We start from the raw sequence: 19,271 nt of genomic DNA on the forward strand, positions 1-19,271 counted from the left end.
GCGTGAAAATCTATCCCGAACAGCTGGAAAAAAACCTTAATACACTGTATCCGGTTTATCTGGTTGCTGGGGACGAACCATTGCAGAAAATGGAGGCGGTCGATGCCATTCGTGCTTATTGCAAACAACAGGGTTTGCTCGAACGACAAATTATTGAAGAAGCGGGTAGTAGTAATCCGCTAAACGATCAGGCTGGCACCATGTCATTGTTTGCTGAGAGCCGACTGCTCGAATGGCGCTTTGATAAAAGCATTAAAAAAGCCCATGGCGAATTTATCCAATCCTTCATTAACAGTGAGCCGCAGGATGTGTTGCTGATCACTGCGCCAAAACTTTCCTCTGAAAAACGTCTGGCCTGGTATAAAACTGTTGAGCAGAAAGGTCTGGTGATTGAAGCCTGGCCGGTACCAGCTGAGCGTCTGGGCAACTGGTTATCAACTCGTGCCCGCAAACTTGGAGTCATGTTAGAGCCTGATGCTTTGGCAACCTTGATTGAGCGCTGTGAAGGCAATCTATTGGCCGCGCAGCAGGATTTGCAAATGTTGTCACTGCTATCTGATGGACAACCGATTAGCTCAGACAACATTAAAGAATATGTCGGTGACAGTGCCCGCTACTCCGTCTATGAGTTATCTGATGCTTGTCTTGCAGGCCAGACCGATCGGGCTCTTCGCATGTTAGCAACATTGCAGGCTGAAGGCGTCTATCCACTGGTGCCGATAAATCAGTTGTTACGCGAGTGTCAGTTACTGGCCGACTGGGCTGAGCAGATGGCACAGGGTGAAACATTGGTCAATATCATGCAGAGCCAGCGAGTCTGGCCCAAGCGACAGAAATTATTACAGGCTGCCATGAGTAAGGGCAGCGTTAAAAAATGGTATGCGCTGGTGCAGCGTCTGACTTATCTTGATAAGTCCGCTAAAGGACAGGCTGATGCAGATGTCTGGCAGGAGCTGGCGCATGTGGTTTGTCTGATGACCAATTGTAATCCGCTTCGTGGCAGTGGAGTGCCGCCAGCCAAGCCAAAGGTAAGTCCTGAACAGGGTCTATCAGACCTGAAAAAATCATTAGGAATGAATTAGTTATGAACACCAGTTGCGGTATGGTTCATATCATTCTTGGTGGCACATTCGATCCGGTTCATCTTGGTCATTTACGCATGGCCCAGGAAATGCTCAATCGTTTTCCCGAGGCGCAGGTTTCCTTGATGCCCGCAGCCTATCCGCCACATCGACCAACCCCTGGCGCAACTACTGAGCAACGTATTGAGATGCTCAATCTAGTACTGGAAACCACACCTCACCTGGCTCTGGATACCCGTGAGCTTGAGCGAGAAGAGCCAAGTTACAGCGTCGTGACTTTGCGCCATTTACGTTTAGAAATTGGCGATAACCCATTGATTTTCTTGATGGGTACTGATGCCTTTGCAAAACTGGATAGTTGGTATCATTGGCAGGAACTGCTGGATTTATGCAATATTCTGGTGGTGGGGCGTCCCAGTAGTGAGCTGCCACAACAAGGGCCAGTGGCCGAACTTTATCAACAGCAAAGAGTCAGTAAGCCAGAAGAGTTAGCACATTTTGCTCGCGGTAAAATTGGTTTTTGCGAAATGCCCCAACTGGATATTTCCTCAACCTATATCCGCGAACAAATAAAAAGCGGATTTTCGCCACGTTTTCTGTTACCTGATGTTATACTAGACTATATTCAACGGCATGGCCTCTATGGCTATCAAGCACATTCACCCAAAGGTAATTAATGCAAGCGGAGCAATTGAAAGATCTGGTAGTTGACCAGTTAGAAGACAGCAAAGCCAAAGATATTAAAGTTCTCAATGTAAAAGGTCTCAGTTCAGTGACCGATTACATGATCATTGCCAGCGGCACATCTAGCCGTCACGTCAAATCCGTCGCCCATAATCTCGTATCAAGTGTTAAAGATGAAGGTGTTCAACCGCTTGGAGTTGAAGGTGATGATGTGGCTGAATGGGTGCTAGTCGATCTGGGCGATGTTGTAGCGCACATAATGATGCCGCAAACGCGAGATTTTTATCAGTTGGAAAAGCTGTGGGATCCTAATTGGAAAGAAGCCCGCACAACAGCCACCAGCTAATGAAATCATGCAGGTTCGTTTATTGACGGTTGGCCAGAAAATGCCAGCCTGGGTCGAGCAGGGCTTTCAGGAATATGCCAAACGATTCCCTAACGACTTCAAATTGGAGTTGGTCGAAGTTGCCGCTGAGAAACGTGGCAAAAATGCCGATATCAGCCGCATTACCGAAAAAGAAGGCAAAGCACTCTTGGCACAGATCCAGTCCAGTGATTGGGTGGTTGCTTTGGATGTTAAAGGTAAAAGTTTTTCGACCGCGCAGCTTGCGCAACAGATAGAGCATTGGCAGCAACATTATCCAAACCTGGTTTTATTGGTCGGCGGGCCGGAAGGTCTGTCCGAAGAGTGTCTGGCGCGCGCCAATCAGAAATGGTCTTTATCGGCTTTGACTTTCCCACATCCTTTAGTCAGGATTATCGTCGCCGAGTCGCTTTACCGCGCCTGGTCTGTGACGGTGAATCATCCTTATCATAGGGAATAAGTCTCACAGAGAACAAGTGGCATAGGGAGTAAGCCTCGTAGAGAGTAAGCCTCGTAGAGAGTAAGCCAGTAATAGATCAGGTATACAATTCAGATTGAATGGAACCTTCAATCTGAATTAAATGCAGGGACTATGAAATTATTTCAATGGGTGTCAGTCCATAAGGTATGTATAAACGACAAGCCATAAAAGATGTTGGTCGCGAAACGTCCATGTTTTTCGCGCGCTGTATTGTGGCGTTGTTTATCGTATTTATTCTGATGGTGGTTCTCATCAGCCGTCAGTTCAAACTTCAGGTTCTGGACTATCAGAAGTACCAGACCCAATCCGAAAACAATCGTATCAGTATTCAATCTGTCGCTCCGGTTCGTGGCCTTATCTATGATCGTGATGGAAAATTACTGGCGCAGAACCGTTCGATTTTCACTCTCGAAATTACTCCTGAGCAAACCAGGGATCTACCTAAACTGGTTCAAGAACTGCGAAATGTTTTAACTATTAGCGATGAGCAGGTTTTAAAGTTTCTAGAGCAGATCAAGTTCCGACCCAAATTTAATTCCTACGTTCTTAAATCTAACCTCACCGAAGAGGAAGTCGCTAAGTTTTCGGTGGTGCAGCACATGTATCCTGGAGCAAGCCTCGAAGCTCGTCTGGAACGCTATTACCCCTACAAAGGCGATCTGGTTCATGTCCTTGGCCGTATGGGGGCCATCAACGTCGAAGAATTAGAAGCGATGGATGAGGAAACTCGCCTACGTTACGCAGCCACCTCCAAAATTGGCAAGCTTGGTCTTGAGCGTTATTACGAAAGTATATTGCATGGCGAAGTGGGCAGTCAGCGCGTTGAGACTGATGTACGAGGGCGTATCATTCGCGTACTAGAACGCGATGAGCCAGTTGCTGGAATGGATATACATCTCCACCTCGATTTAGGTTTACAACGCAGAGCTACTGAGCTGATGAAAGAAGTCGGTGCTCGCGGGGCGATTGTCGCGATTGAACCATCAACGGGTGGGGTACTGGCCATGGTTAGTCAACCTGGTTATGACCCAAATTTGTTTACAGGCGGCATTTCTGCTGAAGAGTACAGGAAACTGCTAACGCCTGAGAGACCTCTTTACAATAGAGCAGTGCAGGGTACTTATTCTCCTGCATCAACCATTAAGCCACACCTGGCTTGGCTAGGATTGAAGGAAGGCGTCATTACTCCAGAAACCAAGATTCGTGATCCTGGCTGGTTTTCGTTACCCAATAATGACCGCCGTTATCGAGACTGGAAACGCTGGGGACATGCACCTTATATGGATGTTGTCGACTCTATCATCGAGTCCTGTGACACCTTCTTCTATGACCTTGCTGTCAGAATCGGTATTGACCGTATTCATGAAGGCATGACGCAGTTTGGTTTTGGCCAAAAAACTGGTATTGATATGGAAGAAGAAAAAGTCGGTATTCTGCCATCACGAGAATGGAAACGCACTGCTCGTAAAGAACCTTGGTATAACGGCGATACCGTAAATATTGGTATTGGTCAGGGTTACTGGACGGTAACGCCATTGCAGCTTGCCAATTCAACAGCGGTGATTGCCAATGATGGTATTCGCTATCAGCTTCAGCTGGTGAGGGAATTCGTTGAGGGAAATATCCATGAGCAGAATGTGCCTGTAATGGCCTACCATCAGATTGATACTGGTGATGGACGCTGGCTCGATCTGGTTAAGGAAAGTATGCGTGAAGTGATTACCGGAACAAAGGGTACCGCACGCACAGCTTTTCAGGGAGCAGAATATATTGCTGCAGGAAAAACCGGAACCGCGCAGGTTAAAAGTCTTGGGGAAGAAGAAGAGTATGATGCTGAAACACTGGCTGAAAAATTCCACGATAACGCGCTCTTTATCGGATATGCTCCATATGAAAACCCTAAAATTGCAATAGCGGTGGTGATGGAAAATGCTGGGGGTGGCGGTAGTAACGCAGCACCAATTGCGCGCAAGCTGATGGACTATTACTTGATAGATCAGTATTTAATCGAGCAACATCAGGAAAGTGAACCAACAACTGAAACCGAGGTGGTGAATAATGGCTCTGCTCAGTAGTACCGCAAACAGCCATAAAGAGCGTTACAGTTTGCTGTGGCGCTGGCACATAGATGCACCACTGTTGTTAGGCATTATCGCGTTGATGTGTTTCAGTTTGCTGGCCGTTTATAGCGCCGGTGGTGAGAGTATTGGATTGGTAAAACGTCAGGCAGTACGTTTCGCTGCGGGACTGGTTGTGATGTTTGTGTTGGCGCAGTTTGAGCCAAGAACTTTTCGCCAATGGGCTCCCGCGTTGTATGCCGTTGGTGTCCTGTTTTTGATAGCGGTTCTTTTGTTTGGTGAAACAAGCAAGGGCGCACAACGTTGGATTGATATTGGAATTCGTTTTCAGCCTTCAGAAATCATGAAACTGGCTGTGCCGTTAATGGTTGCATGGTATTTTGCTGAAAAGGCGCTACCACCTTCGTTCCTGCAAACGGTGGGAAGTCTGGTGCTGGTCTTTACGCCTGTGGTTCTGATCATGCTACAGCCTGATCTGGGCACTTCGTTATTGATCGGTGCATCTGGTCTATTTGTGGTGTTCTTTGCCGGAATCCGCTGGCGATATATCCTCGGTGCCATTTTATTGGCTGGTGTTCTAATTCCCATCATGTGGTTCTTTGTCATGCACGACTATCAAAAAGGTCGAGTGCTGACATTCCTCAATCCCGAACGCGATCCACTAGGTGCGGGTTATCACATCATTCAATCCCAGATAGCTATTGGATCAGGTGGTATTTATGGCAAAGGTTGGCTAAACGGAACTCAGTCTCAGCTTGAGTTTCTACCGGAGCGGCATACTGATTTTATTTTTGCCGTTATAGGTGAAGAATTTGGCCTGGTTGGAATTATGCTTTTATTGGCACTTTATGCGTTTGTGATTGTCCGAGGTATTTATATCAGTTTGCAAGGACAGGAAACTTTTAGCCGACTATTGGGCGCAGCGCTTATTTTAACTTTCTTTATCTATATTTTTGTAAATATAGGCATGGTCAGTGGTTTGTTACCTGTGGTCGGGCTACCATTACCGTTAATCAGTTATGGCGGTACTTCAATTGTTACCCTGATGGCCGCCTTTGGTATTCTGATGTCGATTCAAACTCATCGACGACTGCATTCAACATAAATAGCGAATTAAATTGCAAATAAAGCGAGGCTTTATGACAACAAATATAAAAAAGACAATCGGAACATTAGTTTTAGCTTGCTCCTGTGCGCTTTCAGGCATGACGGTGCAAGCCAATTCGGAGCTGGATAAAGCCCCAACTGATGCAAAAGCATTTGCCAGCTATATGCATAAGAAGCATGGTTTTACTGAAGACTATGTGCAGATGATTCTGGATAAGGTCGAAGTTCGGCAGTCCATTTTGGACGCCATAAGCCGGCCAGCAGAAAGCAAGGATTGGTATGAGTATCGCCCAATCTTTATTGAACAGAAACGTATCAAGCAAGGTGTCCAGTTTTGGCTAGAGCATGAAGATATTCTGATGCGTGCGCAGGAAAAGTATCAGGTACCTGCAGAAATCATTGCTGCGATTATTGGCGTAGAAACTCGCTACGGCAGAGTGATGGGCAGTTTCCCTGTGATTGATGCCATCTCAACTTTGGCGTTCCATTATCCCAAACGTGGTGCTTTCTTTGCTGGTGAGTTAGAAGAGTATTTTGTACTGGCTCGTGAGCAGGGCTGGGATCTGGCTGAGCCCAAAGGTTCATACGCCGGCGCTATGGGAATGGGGCAGTTTATTCCTACCTCTTATCGTCATTACGCAGTCGATTTTGACGGCGACGGTAATATCAACCTGTTTGACAATGTTGAAGATGCAATTGGCAGTGTTGCCAATTATTTCCATGTCCATGGCTGGCGAATGGGTGAGCCTGTAGCAGAATATTTGTCGACGCCTGAGCAAAAACTTGTAGAACAATTCCGTAATGACTCGCTGAAACCGCAGTTTACCATTGGCGAGATGAAGTTGGCTGGTCTTGAATATGATGGTCCTTTGGCTGAAAACGATATTGCAGGAATTTATGCGTTCAAGCAGGAAAGCAAAGAAGATTATTGGCTAGGTTTTCACAACTTTTATGTCATCACCCGTTATAATCGTAGCCCTCTGTATGCCATGGCCGTTCACCAGTTGAGCCTCGAAATAAAAGATGCTGTGGAACATGCCAAGCAAACGTCGGTCGAAGAAAAGTAGTCTGTTGAATTAATGAAAATTGAGAAATCGCGTGAAAGTTAAAATGACCTCAAATACTGTAATAACTTCAAGCAAAGTGATGCTGGCCGGATTGGGACTGCTGTTGGTTTCGGCATGTACCACCACGCCACCAGCAGAAGAGTATGAGTATGAATATGGCAGCCCAGCTGATCGACTGCGTCCAGACTATGCTCCGGATGGGACAAAGAGACCTTTCACCAACGGACCAATCGCCGAGCCGACGCCGAGAGTTGAAGAAAAGAGTGGCTTAGGTAATCCACCTTATTACGAAGTGGATGGTGTGGTCTATCATGTGATGGATTCTGGTAATGGCTATAAGGATGCAGGTGTTGCCAGCTGGTATGGTCAGAAATTTCATGGTCGTCGAACTTCATCTGGTGAAGTCTACGATATGTACCAATTTACCGCTGCTCATAAAACTCTGCCTCTACCCAGCTACGCGCGGGTAACCAATCTGGATAATGGTCAGTCGGTTATCGTTAAAATCAATGACCGTGGCCCATTCAAGAAAAACCGCATTATTGACCTGTCTTATGCTGCAGCTAAAAAGCTGGGCTATATGGACCAGGGTACGGCACGAGTAGAAGTTGAGGTTTTGGCTTCCCCTCGAAATGCCGGTCAAGTCAATGCATCGCAGTTGGCTCAGGCGGGTGAATTAGAATTGCCACCGATGGATGAGCAGAAAGACAATGCTCAGTTGTTTGTGCAAGTGGGTGCCTTTGCTGATCCTCTAAGAGCGGATACCTTGGCAGCTCGTCTGCGTGATCATTTTGGTCAGCCAATTTCGATTAGCGGTGTCGATGTCAATGGCCAGACGTTGCAGAGAGTTCGCATTGGGCCTTTACGAGATGCTCGTACTGCTGAAAATATTTTACGCCAATTGAATGAGTACAATTTTGGTACTCCTAAAGTTGTTACTGAATAAACTTAAAAATTCTGGGATTGTTAAGCCAATGTCTTTTCAAGAAAAAACACTAAAATTACTATTTGCTGTTGTATTCATTTTCTTTGCTACCAATTCTGCAATGGCTGCCATTCAGCCGGGTAAGCCAAATGTAGATGCTCGTTCATATTTATTGATGGATTATGACACTGGGCAAATCATTATGCAGGACAATGCTGATCAGAAATTGCCTCCTGCCAGCTTAACCAAAATGATGACCAGCTATATCATTGGTGATGAGCTACACAATGGAAATTTAAAGCTAGACGATAAAGTATTGATCAGTGAGAACGCCTGGGCGCAGAACCCAAAACTTAAAGGCGGTTCTTTGATGTTTATTGAGGTCAATAAATACGTCACCGTCGAAGACCTTTATCGCGGAATCATTATTCAGTCTGGTAACGATGCCAGCATTGCTATGGCAGAACATATTGCCGGGACCGAAGAAGCCTTTGCAGATTTGATGAATCAATATGCTGCAAAACTTGGCATGAAAGATACTCACTTTGAGAACAGTACTGGTTGGCCGGCTGAAGGCCATGTTACCACTGCACGAGATCTGGCTATTCTGGCGCGAGCCCTGATCAGAGACTTCCCTGAAGACTATGCCATCTATGCCGAGCAGGAGTTTACTTATAACGGCATTAAGCAGAGAAATCGTAATGAATTACTAAGTGACCCAACTTTAAATGTTGATGGTCTTAAAACAGGCCATACCGAAGAAGCTGGTTATTGTCTGGTTTCATCAGCAGAAAAAGAGGGTATGCGCCTGATTTCTGTGGTCATGGGCACTGATAGTGAGGCGGAACGAGCCAGCGAAACTCGCAAACTACTTAATTATGGTTTCCGCTTTTACACCAACATTAAGCCATTCAAAGCTGGTCAGAGCTTGCGCACAGCCCGTGTCTGGAAAGGTGAGGAAGAAGAAGTTAAGGTTGGTTTGGCTCAAGATGCGGCACTGACCTTGTTAAAAAGCCAGAAAGATCAGATTCAGGCCAATTACACCATCCAATCGCAACTGATAGCACCTATTCGACGCGGTCAGGTGGTCGGTGAAGTTTTCTTCAAGGTTGGTGATGAAGAGATTAAGCGGATGCCACTGGTAGCTCTGGATAATGTTGAAGAGGCTGGCTTTTTTGGCCGTATGTGGGATTCGATGAAATTATGGTTCCACTAGGCTTATATTATTAGTTCTAATTCAGGGAGTTAGATGTGTCCATCGCCTATTTGAACGGACAGTTATTACCTATTGAAGAAGCAAAAGTCCCGGCACTTGACCGGGGCTTTTTATTTGGTGACGGGGTATATGAAGTAATCCCTGTCTATGCAGGTAGGTTATTTCGATTTAAGCAGCACATTGCTCGGTTGGAAAACAGTTTGCAAGGAATACGTTTGCCGATGGAGCAGACCTTGCAGGACTGGGCTAATATTTGCCACCAGCTGATCGAACAGAATTCATTGAATAATGCCTCCATTTATCTGCAGATCACTCGCGGTGCATATCCCGAACGCAACCATGATTTCCCGGCCAATCCAAGCCCAACCATTTTTGCCATGATCACGGCTTTGCCGGAAGTGCAGGCAGTACCGAGTGACAGGGACTTGCAGGGGATTTCAGTGATAACTGCGGAAGATATTCGCTGGCAACGGTGCGATATTAAAGCGATTACCTTGTTGGCCAACTGCATGCTAAAGCAGCAGGCCCTTGAATGTGGCGCGAATGACACCATATTGGTACGAGGTGGAGTAGCCTTCGAGGCAACCTCAAGTAATCTGTTTATTGTTCGTGATGGCGTCATTATCACACCGCCATTAAGTGAGCACCTACTACCAGGAATAACAAGAGATTTCTTGTTATGGCTAGCAGAACAGCACGGTATACTAACCGAACAGAGGCTGATTCCCGAGCATGAGCTGTTGCAGGCTGATGAAATTTGGTTAACCAGCTCCACCAAAGAAATCCGCCCAGTTACCCGGCTAAATGATGTTACCATTGGTAATGGCACTGCAGGCCCTGTCTGGCGGCAAATGTATGACCACTATCAGCAACTTAAAGTACAGCTGTACCGTGGCGAAATTGATAGTAATACCGAAGGTGAAATAGCGTTATGACGCAAAATTATGATCGTGATGAGTTATGGCAATTTCCCTGTGAAATTTGTTTTAAAGTCATGGCTGTAAACCGTGACGGCGTCGATATGGAAGTTGCGGAAGTTGTAAACCGTCATGCGCCCAATGATTATTCTCCCGCTAGCAAACTCAGCCGAGACGGCAATTATGTTTCTCTGTCATTTATGGTGGTGGTTGAGAGCAAAGAGCAAGTTGATGCCATGTATCGCGAAGTCTTCACTGTTGAAGGCGTAAAAATGACTCTATAAGGCATCAAACAGATAATGAGTGACCAATCCACAGTAATCATCCGTGAACTGGGGCATGAAACCTATGTTCCAGTCTGGAAGCGGATGCAGCAGTTTACCGATAACCGTGATGATACTACGACCGATGAAATTTGGCTGGTAGAGCATGATCCGGTATTTACCCAAGGCCAGGCAGGTAAGGCTGAGCATCTGCTATTTCCTGGAGAAATTCCGGTTGTTCAGGTTGACCGCGGCGGACAAGTTACTTACCATGGCCCCGGCCAGCAAGTTGCTTATTTTATGATCGATTTGCGGCGTAAAAATATGGGGCCCAGAGATTTGGTTTCTGGCATCGAAAATGCCATCGTAGACATGTTGGCACTCTACGGCATCGAAGCTTATCCGCGTTCTGATGCTCCGGGAGTCTATACTGATGACCAGAAAATCTGCTCGCTGGGCTTACGAATTCGAAAAGGAAAGTCCTTTCATGGGCTGGCCTTGAATGTGAATATGGACCTGGAGCCATTTTCCCGCATCAACCCTTGCGGTTATCAGGGCATGCAGATGACCCAGATAGTCGAGAAAGGTGGTCCGGACAATCTGGAGCGAGTTAAACCCGATCTGATCGATCAATTATGCGACAAATTGGGCTATACTAAGCGCCTGGAAATGACCGGATTACCTGAGCCAATCAGCGAATCCATTGAGTAATAGTGAATGTCAAATTCTGAACCGGTAAAAAATCAATTGAATCAATCAGTTAGTAGCAATGTTACAGGTAAGGTTGCTGCTAAGGCGAAAAAGGTCGTGCCCGGCCAAAAAATGCGTGCCGAAGATAAAATGGCACGTATTCCGGTAAAAATCATGCCAACTGAAGAGATGCCGCGTAAGCCAGATTGGATTCGTGTGCGCCTGCCTAATGGTAATCAAATCACCAAGATTAAGGACATGCTACGCAACAACAAGCTTCACACCGTCTGTGAAGAAGCTTCATGTCCGAATCTACCAGAGTGTTTTGGCCACGGAACTGCAACCTTCATGATCATGGGTGATATCTGCACGCGTCGTTGTCCGTTCTGCGATGTGGCGCATGGTCGTCCATTGGCGCTTGACCCAGAAGAGCCGCAAAACTTGGCCGACTCAGTAAAATCGATGGGCTTAAAATATGTGGTGATTACATCCGTCGATCGTGACGATCTGCGTGATGGTGGCTCTGCACATATCACTGAGTGTGTTCGTGTGGCCAAAGAACAGAATCCTGGACTTAAAGTTGAGGTATTGGTGCCTGACTTTAGAGGTCGTATGGAAGTTGCCTTGGATTTGATGGCAGATGGTCTTCCTGATGTGTTTAACCACAATCTGGAAACCGTACCGCGATTGTATAAACAGGCTCGCCCTGGTGCTGACTACCAATGGTCACTGGACTTATTGAAGCAATTTAAGGAACGCTATCCGGGAATCCCAACCAAGTCAGGCTTAATGATTGGTCTGGGTGAGACCAACGAAGAAATTATTGAAGTGATGAAAGATCTTCGCGCACATGGCGTTGAGATGTTGACCCTTGGTCAGTATCTACAGCCTAGTAAATACCATCACCCTGTCATGCGATTCATGCCGCCAAAAGAGTTCGATGAGCTCGGCAAAATTGCAGAAGAGATGGGTTTCACGAATGTGGCGAGTGGTCCTATGGTGAGATCGTCATACCACGCGGATATGCAGGCGGCAGGCGAGAAAGTCTCTTAAAGTGGTCTTTTTGCTCTATAGCTGTGTTATTTGAATTTTGGACTCGGTCACGTATTTTATATACGCTCCCTAAAGCCCAAAATTCACATGCCTTGCTCTAGAGCAAAAATCCTCACTTTAAGTGGAGGAATATAAAATTAAGGTTTAAGGAATTTGTTAAGAGATTAATTAGCGAAAACATATAACCTTTGTCATTCCCGCGAAGGCGGGAATCCATAAAAGCTCTTTTTTTAGAGTAGACTCCCAAGTTAGTGGGAGTACATCTTAATAGTTTTGAAAGTTTGAAGCCGTTATTTTGGCTTCATCAATGTACCTAGAAAGTAAGAGAGATGATTATGCAAATTGAAGAGAACAAAGTCGTATTGATTGAATACACAGTAAAAACAGAAGAGGGTGTATTAGTCGATACATCAGAAGGAAATGAGCCATTAGCTTATCTGCATGGTCATCGCAACATTATTCCTGGCCTTGAAAATGCCTTAGCTGGTAAAAAAATTGATGACGAGCTATCAGTTAATGTTCAACCAGAAGATGCTTATGGTCAACGTCATGATGATTTAATCAAGGAAGTCCCAGCACAGGCTTTCCAGGGTGTTGATAAAATTGAACCAGGCATGCAGTTTCATGCTGAGTCTCCACAAGGCCCGCAACTTATCACAGTAACTAAGGTTGAAGGCGAGACGGTAACTGTTGATGGTAATCACCCGTTAGCAGGCGTGCCTTTAGTATTTGACGTAAAGGTTATTGAAGTGCGTGATGCGAGCGAAGAAGAGTTGTCGCATGGTCATGTACATGGACCTGGTGGCCATAACCACTAATACACTTGAGAAGGCCTTCTATTGAAGGCCTTTTTTGTATCTCAAAGAGATGTGATTTTGTGACGACCTTGTTGTTGCTTTTCTAAAAAGAACGATTTACATTACGACTAGTTATCAAGTCTGAGTGGACAATATGAGTGCTCTAGAACAACCAATATTAGTCAGCCACAAATTGTGCCCGTTCGTGCAGCGTTCGGTTATCACATTGCTGCACAAAAAAATCGATTTCACCATTGAATATATTTCTCTGGAACGAAAGCCTGACTGGTTTCTTGAAATATCACCGTTAGGCAAGGTACCTTTGTTGCGTATCAAGGATACGGTTCTGTTTGAGTCCTCGGTCATCAACGAATATCTTGATGAGACTCATGGCAAGCCAATGCTGCCAACCGACCCACTGGAGAAAGCAGAGCATAGAGCCTGGATTGAATTCAGCAGCAGCATTAATAACATTCAGTATCAACTCACCCAGGCACGTCGAGAAGAAACTTTTGTTAAAATTGAAGAAGACTTGAATAAGAAATTGGCTCATCTGGAAAAACGAATTGGTAACCAAGGCTTCTTTGATGGTAAAGATTTCAGCCTGGTTGACAGTTCTTTTGCTCCATTTCTGATGCGTTCGAAAATTCTTGCCGATAATACTGGCGTTGATACGGTCAGCGATTATAAGAAAATTCAAAAGTGGCGTGAAAATCTATTGTTATTGCCGGAAGTAAAAAAATCGGTGGTCAAAGATTTTGAAGATTTGTATATGGAGTCCATATACGAAAGAGGCGGATATCTAGCGGACCAATAAGGTCCGCTTTTTTTTGCCCGGAATACTCTGGTTTTAAAGGCGACAGTTAGGTCGTTTGCCCGAGGCCTGTGCCTGCTGATAAATCTTGATGGCACGATCCATTCTTGAATTAAGATCACGAATGCGAGTATCGACACCTGGGTGGGTCGATAAAAACTCAGGTGTGGAGCCGCTTCCAGCTTTCTGCATATTTTTCCACAGCTCAACGCTTTGACGTGGGTCGAAGCCTGCGCGAGCCATTAGCTCAAGACCAATTTCATCAGCTTCCGATTCATGTTTACGACTGAACGGAAGAATAACACCTACTTGAGCACCAACACCGAGAAGGCCAAGGAGTTGCTGCTTTTCAGAGGTCATATCTCCTGCGGCTACTGCAGCCAACTGCATACCTGTCTGAGTCAGAAAACCCTGAGAGACACGTTCATTACTGTGCTTAGCCCAGACATGACCCACTTCATGTCCTATGACTGATGCCAGCTGATGTTGATTCTCCGCAACTTTTAACATACCCGTATGAACTCCTATTTTCCCACCTGGCAGTGCGAAAGCGTTGGGAGCATCGTCGGCAAACACTTTAACTTCCCATTGGGTAGAGCGCATGCCCGGAGCAAGCGCATTAAGTTCAGGGATTAAGGCGTCAACAACACAGTTTACATAGCGCGCGTTACCTGGATTAGTATCCATTTTTTGACTTTGCTGCATTGAGGTAAATGTAGAAGCACCCATTTGCGCCATTTGAGACTCTGGAAATAGGGTCAGCTGACTTCTACCGGTTGGAGACGTCGCGCAGGCGAATAAAGCTAAGATAAGGCAGGCTGAGATAAGAGGTTTCATGCAAACTCCTTTTAATACAGTTAGTTAGCTGCATTCTAATATAAAGCTATATGTAAAGTATTGTACAAATATGCACTGTTTAACAAAACCGGCAGAATTGTGTGAATTTTGACCAGCTCATCTTGTCAGAATTTAGCAGTTGTAGTAGTTTTTTATAAGCGCTAACGCAATATATGGAGCATTTTGATGAATGCGCAAAACAAATTAAAGTTGGATAAGAAGCTAATCTTAAAGGTGGCCGGTTCCGATCACCCTGAAATAATCACCACTGTTACCGAAATTCTTCATCGTTTCAAAGGCTCAGTCGAAGTCTCTCGTTTCAATCGAGTTAAAGACCATTTCACCGGCCTGTTTGCGATTTCACTGAATGGCATGTATTTAAAACCTTTTGTTGCCTGTCTTGAAAGTCTTGAGTCAGCAAAGCTAAGATTTGAGTTTCATAGCATGGAGAATTGCCAGTCATCTTATCCATTTGATCCAGAAAATATTGTGTTTGAAATTGATGCCTGGGGCATTAAACATCAGGCTGCCAGTATAGAGTTACTTCGAATTCTTTCTCGTAATCACTTGCGTGTAGATAGTATTGCTACTGATGCAATGCCGAATCGACAGGGCTATGCCGTACAGATGAAAGTTTCTACCGACCATGTGATAGATGTTGAAATGGTTGAGAGGGAGTTATTGGCTGTTGCTGAAGCAGAGGGTTTCTATCTCAATATGCTTGATGAAGAAGAAGATATTAAAGAAGCAATTTAATTTTAAGAACAAAAAAATAGCGCCATCAGGCGCTATTTTTTTTGTTCTATTCAGAGTACTTACTCTTCTATTTCGTGACCATCAATAATAAAACCAATACTTCTCTTAGGTTCTTCTTCGGGTACCTTTTGTACATAACAAAGCAACTCGACATTATTCTGGTGGGTTAGGACCATACACGGATTACCGCCGGCAGTTCCTTCAATTCTAATCCCATTGAAAGATTCCTGTACCAGTCGGGTAACATGAATCTGTAAACCGCCATTAAGCATAGCTACAATTGTTGGTTCCGCATCTTTAGGCATGTGTTGACGCCAGGTATGGATGGTTTTCGCAAGGCTCTTTATGAGCTCTCCAGCAGAACGGTAATCGTTAACATCTTGATGAGAAAGACCCATTTCCTCAACTGTTAGGCATGGGGGTTTTACGTCGGGATGAACGTTATGAAAAATTTCAACGTCACTTGGTTGACGTTGTTGGATGATAGTTTGGTAAGGGCTGCTCATAATAGTGAGAAGTTTTTGAGTGTTTGTTGAAGATAAACGACCTGTAGATAACAAGCAAGTGCAATTAGACGCAGCTTAGGTATGATTAATTATCGACATTTATAAGAACATTCGTCATCATTAGCGCCGATGGAAGCAATTGTAAATGACATATTAGATTGGATTTCCAATCACCCACACCTGGCTGGCGCGGCTGTTTTTCTAATTGCCTTTTTAGAATCTTTAGCCATAGTCGGCCTTGCTGTGCCTGGATGGTTACTTTTAGTTGGGGTTGGCAGCTTAATTGGCGGTGGGACATTAAACTTCTGGCTGGTAGCCTTTTGCAGCTTCCTGGGCGCTGCCAGTGGACAGATCGTATCCTATTGGTTTGGTTACCACTTTCAGGACAAAGTCCATCATTGGGGATGGATACAGCGTCACCAGAAAATGTTGCATACCGCAGAAGACTTCTTCCAACGCCATGGCTTTGCGGGAGTGCTTGTTGGTCAGTTTATAGGTCCGATACGAGCAGTGATTGCACTGATTGCTGGTGTGCTCGACATGCCGCCGAAAAAATTCATCATCGCCATTGTGATTGCGACTATCATCTGGGCACCAGTATATTTGATGCCGGGAGTCGTTCTGGGAGCTGCGCTGACTTTTGAGAAAACTCAGGTCTGGGTTCTGGTGGGCAGTCTTGTCATCATGGCAATTTGTCTGTGGCTACTGGGACGTTTTATGATTGACCATCATCGCGCTAGAAAGCATCACACGACTCTGCCCCTGAAACGACATATCAACAACCTTTTGGCGCTAGGAATTTTTTCCGGTGTGATTGTCTTTCTTGTGATATCGAGTTACGGCAGCCTGATGTTACAGTTGGGCAGTAAGATCTGGAACCTCATCATTTAATTTCTACCATTAAAAATGCTAAACGAATTAACCACAAACTACTGGCAGGAATTTTTGTTAATGGCATCCGCCCATGCTTTGGCGGTTGCCAGCCCTGGCCCCGATTTCGCCATTGTGATGCGCCAAAGCCTGGTCTTTGGTCGTCGCTTTGCAATTTTGACCAGTATTGGCATTGGCTTGGCGATATTAGTACATGTGACTTATGCAGTACTAGGGATAGGTTTATTAATTCGAGATACACTGTGGCTATTCACTAGCATCAAGGTAGCTGGAGCGGCTTACCTGCTTTACATAGGCTGGCAGGCAATTAGAGTACAAAAAGCTGAGATCAAGGATTTTAAGCCGGTCAGTCGCGATACTATGACCAGCACCAAGGCATTTAGACAGGGTTTTATAACTAATGTGCTGAATCCTAAAGCTACTCTGTTCTTCCTGTCTTTATTTACCACAATCGTCAGTGCAGAAACTCCAATGGCAATACAGGCTCTTTACGGGATCTGGATGTCTGTTATGACAGGAGCATGGTTTGTCTTCCTATCGCTCATGCTAACGCAGCAGAAGGTACGCCAGTTCTTTGCTAACTTTGGTCATTGGATAGATAGAATTCTTGGAGCATTCCTTATAATTCTGGCAATTCTGTTGCTGTTTTCAACGGTAAATTAGATGCGAGCTTTTGGAAGCTGTATAACAACACACAATCCAGAATCTTTCTGGTTGTAAGCAGTAATAGTTCCTCCATTGGCTTCAACACCTCTTTTGGCAATTGCCAAGCCAAGGCCAGCTCCTCCTGAGGTTCTTTCTCTGGCATCTGTTGGCCGATAAAAAGCATCAAAAATCTTTTTTAGGTGCTCTTCATTGACGCCGTGGCCGGAGTCACAAATTATAATTTCAACACCGAGCTGTGATTCTGAAGTTGCGACAGTGACGCAGGTATCGTCAGGAGTGTGTCTAATAGCATTCCTTAGAACATTCTCAATGGCGCGTGCGAGCAGGCTGTAATAACCGTTAAAAGCAATATCACCGTCAGGTTGGTAATCAACAGTTTTGTTATGTGCCTCTGCCTCAAACTTTGCATCTTCAACGATGACATCAAGCAGGTCATTGAGCATGAAATTGGCGCGATCTTCATTGACATGGCCTCTTTCCAGAGCGGCCATCTGCAGCAGTTCACCAATCATCTCGTCGAGTCGCTCAACTTCAAGTTCGATGCGATCGATGTGGCTGCGAGACTCGGGGTTGGCGCTTTTCTGAGCAAGACTGGCGGCAATCTGCATACGAGTCAATGGTGAGCGTAGCTCATGTGAGACATCACTGAGCAATCGTTTTTGGGAATGGATAATTCGTTCAATACGCTCAGCCATTAAGTCAAAGTCTTCTGCCAGATCTGCAAACTCGTCCTGACGTTTGCCAAGATAACGCTCAGCACGTGCGCTCAGATCACCGCGAGCAAAAGCCTGTGTCGTTCTTTGCAATTGATGGATAGGGCGAGTCAGGTACCAGGTTAGGGCAATACAAACCAGTGCACTGATGCCTAGAGCTAAAAGTAGATGCCAGGTTGAAACGGAGTGATAGAGGTATGAGACCACCGTGGTAAATTGATGGGGACTTTTTTCACGCAGAAACAGCAAGTAATAATTGCCGCGATTGAAAACTACCTCTGGCCCAATAAAAGCTTCATTATCGACAATTACCATAGCTGGTGTATTTCGATTGCGATAAAAAGAACTTAAATGATAGAGAACGTCAGGAACTTCTTTGCCAGTTAGGTCTTCGCCATTTTTATCAATAATAAAGGTATTGTTGAGATCATCCGGGACACGGTTAAGCGTAAGTAGTCGGCCAGTCTGATATTCATCAATGATTTTGCGTAATTGAATATTGATGGCTGCCTGACGCAACTGCTTGGCTTCTTCATCAGAAGCAGGAACCAGTTTATTGTCGTGACCGGTAAGACTATATAAGAATATTACACTGGTTAGTGTGATTAGTGTTGCCAGCCAGAACCAGAGAAAAATTTTCCAGAACAGACTGGGACGAACGAGATTACGAATCCAGGGCAACATACTGATAGCCTACACCGCGAACTGTTTTGATGCGTTCATCGCCTTTTGAATCTGGGCCGAGTTTACGACGTAAATTACTAATGTGCATGTCGATACTACGATCATAGGCTTCTAATGTCCGGCCAAGACAACTCTCGGACAAATCATCACGGCTCACTAAAGTACCAGCATTGTTCATCAACAAATAAAGGATATCGAATTCGGTTGCAGTTAGCTTGACGACTTCATTGTTCAATAATACTTCACGCGAAGCAGGGTTAATATAAACATCACCAAGGTGAACAGATTGCAGCTTCTTTTGTTTAGTGCTGTAGACATTTTCGGTTCGTCTAAGAATGGTTCGGATTCGAGCAGTCAGTTCGCGTGGGTTACAAGGCTTAGCAATATAATCATCGGCACCTAATTCCAAACCAACAATCCTGTCTATTTCATCGCCACGCGCTGTTAACATCAGAATCGGTACCTGAGATTCTTTGCGAACGGTTTTTAAAACATCAAACCCATTCATATTAGGCAACATCACATCAAGCACCATTAGATCAAAGCTGTGATCAAGAATTAATTTGGCAGCAGTGGCACCGTCATGCGCGAGAGCAATATCAAAGCCTTCCTGAGTCAGGTATTCCTGAAGGAGTTGACACAGTTCAATGTCATCATCTGCTAGTAATAATTTTGGCATA

At 45.1% G+C, this 19,271-nt stretch carries 22 protein-coding genes; 18 read left to right on the top strand and 4 right to left on the bottom strand.

Annotated elements, in window-relative coordinates; all coding sequences use genetic code 11:
- Nucleotides 1-2: 2 nt before the first annotated feature.
- The 15 genes from holA to CW740_RS01435 all read left to right on the top strand — a co-directional run bounded on the left by holA (nt 3) and on the right by CW740_RS01435 (nt 13,541).
- On the top strand, nt 3-1,082 hold the full coding sequence (holA, locus tag CW740_RS01365) for a DNA polymerase III subunit delta (RefSeq protein ID WP_106645873.1): 1,080 nt from the start codon (nt 3-5) through the stop codon (nt 1,080-1,082).
- Between the two features lie 2 nt (nt 1,083-1,084).
- Nucleotides 1,085-1,759, top strand: a complete 675-nt coding sequence (gene nadD / locus CW740_RS01370) for a nicotinate-nucleotide adenylyltransferase (protein ID WP_106645874.1) — start codon at nt 1,085-1,087, stop codon at nt 1,757-1,759.
- Nucleotides 1,759-2,112 (top strand): ribosome silencing factor, encoded by a 354-nt coding sequence (rsfS, locus tag CW740_RS01375; protein WP_018623347.1) that lies wholly within the window; start codon nt 1,759-1,761, stop codon nt 2,110-2,112. Before nadD ends, rsfS begins: the two co-directional genes overlap by 1 nt.
- A gap of 7 nt (nt 2,113-2,119) precedes the next feature.
- The gene (rlmH, locus tag CW740_RS01380) at nt 2,120-2,590 is read left to right on the top strand and encodes a 23S rRNA (pseudouridine(1915)-N(3))-methyltransferase RlmH (protein WP_106645875.1); all 471 of its coding nucleotides are present in this window, start codon (nt 2,120-2,122) and stop codon (nt 2,588-2,590) included.
- Between the two features lie 167 nt (nt 2,591-2,757).
- Nucleotides 2,758-4,686 carry a penicillin-binding protein 2 gene (mrdA, locus tag CW740_RS01385; protein WP_106645876.1) on the top strand — a complete coding sequence of 643 codons (1,929 nt, stop codon included), beginning with the start codon at nt 2,758-2,760 and terminating at the stop codon, nt 4,684-4,686.
- Nucleotides 4,670-5,794 (top strand): rod shape-determining protein RodA, encoded by a 1,125-nt coding sequence (gene rodA / locus CW740_RS01390; RefSeq protein ID WP_106645877.1) that lies wholly within the window; start codon nt 4,670-4,672, stop codon nt 5,792-5,794. Before mrdA ends, rodA begins: the two co-directional genes overlap by 17 nt.
- Before the next feature lie 34 nt (nt 5,795-5,828).
- Nucleotides 5,829-6,863: a lytic murein transglycosylase B gene (gene mltB / locus CW740_RS01395; RefSeq protein ID WP_227523876.1), complete on the top strand. Its 1,035-nt coding sequence runs from the start codon at nt 5,829-5,831 to the stop codon at nt 6,861-6,863.
- Nucleotides 6,864-6,894: 31 nt separating this feature from the next.
- Nucleotides 6,895-7,809, top strand: a complete 915-nt coding sequence (locus CW740_RS01400; RefSeq protein WP_227523877.1) for a septal ring lytic transglycosylase RlpA family protein — start codon at nt 6,895-6,897, stop codon at nt 7,807-7,809.
- Nucleotides 7,810-7,837: 28 nt separating this feature from the next.
- The gene (locus CW740_RS01405; protein WP_106647979.1) at nt 7,838-9,004 is read left to right on the top strand and encodes a D-alanyl-D-alanine carboxypeptidase family protein; all 1,167 of its coding nucleotides are present in this window, start codon (nt 7,838-7,840) and stop codon (nt 9,002-9,004) included.
- Nucleotides 9,005-9,039: 35 nt separating this feature from the next.
- On the top strand, nt 9,040-9,939 hold the full coding sequence (locus CW740_RS01410) for a D-amino acid aminotransferase (protein WP_106645879.1): 900 nt from the start codon (nt 9,040-9,042) through the stop codon (nt 9,937-9,939).
- Nucleotides 9,936-10,205, top strand: coding sequence for a YbeD family protein (locus CW740_RS01415; RefSeq protein ID WP_106645880.1), 270 nt, complete (start codon nt 9,936-9,938; stop codon nt 10,203-10,205). Before CW740_RS01410 ends, CW740_RS01415 begins: the two co-directional genes overlap by 4 nt.
- Nucleotides 10,206-10,220: 15 nt before the next feature.
- A complete protein-coding gene (lipB, locus tag CW740_RS01420) occupies nt 10,221-10,895 on the top strand; it encodes a lipoyl(octanoyl) transferase LipB (RefSeq protein WP_106645881.1) in 675 nt (224 codons plus the stop codon).
- A gap of 111 nt (nt 10,896-11,006) precedes the next feature.
- On the top strand, nt 11,007-11,927 hold the full coding sequence (lipA, locus tag CW740_RS01425) for a lipoyl synthase (RefSeq protein ID WP_051082503.1): 921 nt from the start codon (nt 11,007-11,009) through the stop codon (nt 11,925-11,927).
- Nucleotides 11,928-12,262: 335 nt separating this feature from the next.
- Nucleotides 12,263-12,745 carry an FKBP-type peptidyl-prolyl cis-trans isomerase gene (locus CW740_RS01430; RefSeq protein WP_106645883.1) on the top strand — a complete coding sequence of 161 codons (483 nt, stop codon included), beginning with the start codon at nt 12,263-12,265 and terminating at the stop codon, nt 12,743-12,745.
- Between the two features lie 133 nt (nt 12,746-12,878).
- Complete coding sequence (locus CW740_RS01435) at nt 12,879-13,541, top strand: glutathione S-transferase family protein (RefSeq protein ID WP_106645884.1); 663 nt, start codon at nt 12,879-12,881, stop codon at nt 13,539-13,541.
- 33 nt (nt 13,542-13,574) lie between these two features.
- Here the strand turns inward: CW740_RS01435 and CW740_RS01440 are convergent, their stop codons facing one another.
- Nucleotides 13,575-14,375, bottom strand: coding sequence for a M48 family metallopeptidase (locus CW740_RS01440; RefSeq protein ID WP_106645885.1), 801 nt, complete (start codon nt 14,373-14,375; stop codon nt 13,575-13,577).
- 186 nt (nt 14,376-14,561) lie between these two features.
- Between CW740_RS01440 and CW740_RS01445 the strand changes: the two genes are divergently transcribed.
- The gene (locus CW740_RS01445) at nt 14,562-15,131 is read left to right on the top strand and encodes an ACT domain-containing protein (RefSeq protein ID WP_106645886.1); all 570 of its coding nucleotides are present in this window, start codon (nt 14,562-14,564) and stop codon (nt 15,129-15,131) included.
- A gap of 59 nt (nt 15,132-15,190) precedes the next feature.
- On the opposite strand, the gene CW740_RS01450 is transcribed toward CW740_RS01445, so the two are convergent.
- Complete coding sequence (locus CW740_RS01450) at nt 15,191-15,637, bottom strand: hypothetical protein (protein ID WP_106645887.1); 447 nt, start codon at nt 15,635-15,637, stop codon at nt 15,191-15,193.
- 129 nt (nt 15,638-15,766) lie between these two features.
- Between CW740_RS01450 and CW740_RS01455 the strand changes: the two genes are divergently transcribed.
- The gene (locus CW740_RS01455; protein WP_106645888.1) at nt 15,767-16,528 is read left to right on the top strand and encodes a DedA family protein; all 762 of its coding nucleotides are present in this window, start codon (nt 15,767-15,769) and stop codon (nt 16,526-16,528) included.
- A gap of 60 nt (nt 16,529-16,588) precedes the next feature.
- The gene (locus tag CW740_RS01460; RefSeq protein WP_227523878.1) at nt 16,589-17,191 is read left to right on the top strand and encodes a LysE family translocator; all 603 of its coding nucleotides are present in this window, start codon (nt 16,589-16,591) and stop codon (nt 17,189-17,191) included.
- Here the strand turns inward: CW740_RS01460 and CW740_RS01465 are convergent.
- Together CW740_RS01465 and CW740_RS01470 are read right to left on the bottom strand one after the other, a co-directional pair.
- The gene (locus CW740_RS01465) at nt 17,188-18,591 is read right to left on the bottom strand and encodes an ATP-binding protein (protein ID WP_106645890.1); all 1,404 of its coding nucleotides are present in this window, start codon (nt 18,589-18,591) and stop codon (nt 17,188-17,190) included. The genes CW740_RS01460 and CW740_RS01465 overlap by 4 nt on opposite strands.
- Nucleotides 18,572-19,270, bottom strand: coding sequence for a response regulator transcription factor (locus CW740_RS01470; protein ID WP_018623327.1), 699 nt, complete (start codon nt 19,268-19,270; stop codon nt 18,572-18,574). The genes CW740_RS01465 and CW740_RS01470 overlap by 20 nt, the downstream gene beginning before the upstream one ends.
- Between the last annotated feature and the right edge of the window lies 1 nt (nt 19,271).

Origin of the sequence: Kangiella profundi (assembly GCF_002838765.1) — a bacterium.
Lineage (GTDB): Bacteria > Pseudomonadota > Gammaproteobacteria > Enterobacterales > Kangiellaceae > Kangiella > Kangiella profundi.

Coding starts and splice junctions, on each gene's coding strand:
- nadD (WP_106645874.1), top strand. CDS start 1,085: ATGAACACCAGTTGCGGTATGGTTCATATCATTCTTGGTGGCACATTC.
- rsfS (WP_018623347.1), top strand. CDS start 1,759: ATGCAAGCGGAGCAATTGAAAGATCTGGTAGTTGACCAGTTAGAAGAC.
- rlmH (WP_106645875.1), top strand. CDS start 2,120: ATGCAGGTTCGTTTATTGACGGTTGGCCAGAAAATGCCAGCCTGGGTC.
- mrdA (WP_106645876.1), top strand. CDS start 2,758: ATGTATAAACGACAAGCCATAAAAGATGTTGGTCGCGAAACGTCCATG.
- rodA (WP_106645877.1), top strand. CDS start 4,670: ATGGCTCTGCTCAGTAGTACCGCAAACAGCCATAAAGAGCGTTACAGT.
- mltB (WP_227523876.1), top strand. CDS start 5,829: ATGACAACAAATATAAAAAAGACAATCGGAACATTAGTTTTAGCTTGC.
- CW740_RS01405 (WP_106647979.1), top strand. CDS start 7,838: ATGTCTTTTCAAGAAAAAACACTAAAATTACTATTTGCTGTTGTATTC.
- CW740_RS01415 (WP_106645880.1), top strand. CDS start 9,936: ATGACGCAAAATTATGATCGTGATGAGTTATGGCAATTTCCCTGTGAA.
- lipB (WP_106645881.1), top strand. CDS start 10,221: ATGAGTGACCAATCCACAGTAATCATCCGTGAACTGGGGCATGAAACC.
- lipA (WP_051082503.1), top strand. CDS start 11,007: ATGCGTGCCGAAGATAAAATGGCACGTATTCCGGTAAAAATCATGCCA.
- CW740_RS01430 (WP_106645883.1), top strand. CDS start 12,263: ATGCAAATTGAAGAGAACAAAGTCGTATTGATTGAATACACAGTAAAA.
- CW740_RS01435 (WP_106645884.1), top strand. CDS start 12,879: ATGAGTGCTCTAGAACAACCAATATTAGTCAGCCACAAATTGTGCCCG.
- CW740_RS01440 (WP_106645885.1), bottom strand. CDS start 14,375: ATGAAACCTCTTATCTCAGCCTGCCTTATCTTAGCTTTATTCGCCTGC.
- CW740_RS01445 (WP_106645886.1), top strand. CDS start 14,562: ATGAATGCGCAAAACAAATTAAAGTTGGATAAGAAGCTAATCTTAAAG.
- CW740_RS01450 (WP_106645887.1), bottom strand. CDS start 15,637: ATGAGCAGCCCTTACCAAACTATCATCCAACAACGTCAACCAAGTGAC.
- CW740_RS01455 (WP_106645888.1), top strand. CDS start 15,767: ATGGAAGCAATTGTAAATGACATATTAGATTGGATTTCCAATCACCCA.
- CW740_RS01460 (WP_227523878.1), top strand. CDS start 16,589: ATGGCATCCGCCCATGCTTTGGCGGTTGCCAGCCCTGGCCCCGATTTC.
- CW740_RS01465 (WP_106645890.1), bottom strand. CDS start 18,591: ATGTTGCCCTGGATTCGTAATCTCGTTCGTCCCAGTCTGTTCTGGAAA.
- CW740_RS01470 (WP_018623327.1), bottom strand. CDS start 19,270: ATGCCAAAATTATTACTAGCAGATGATGACATTGAACTGTGTCAACTC.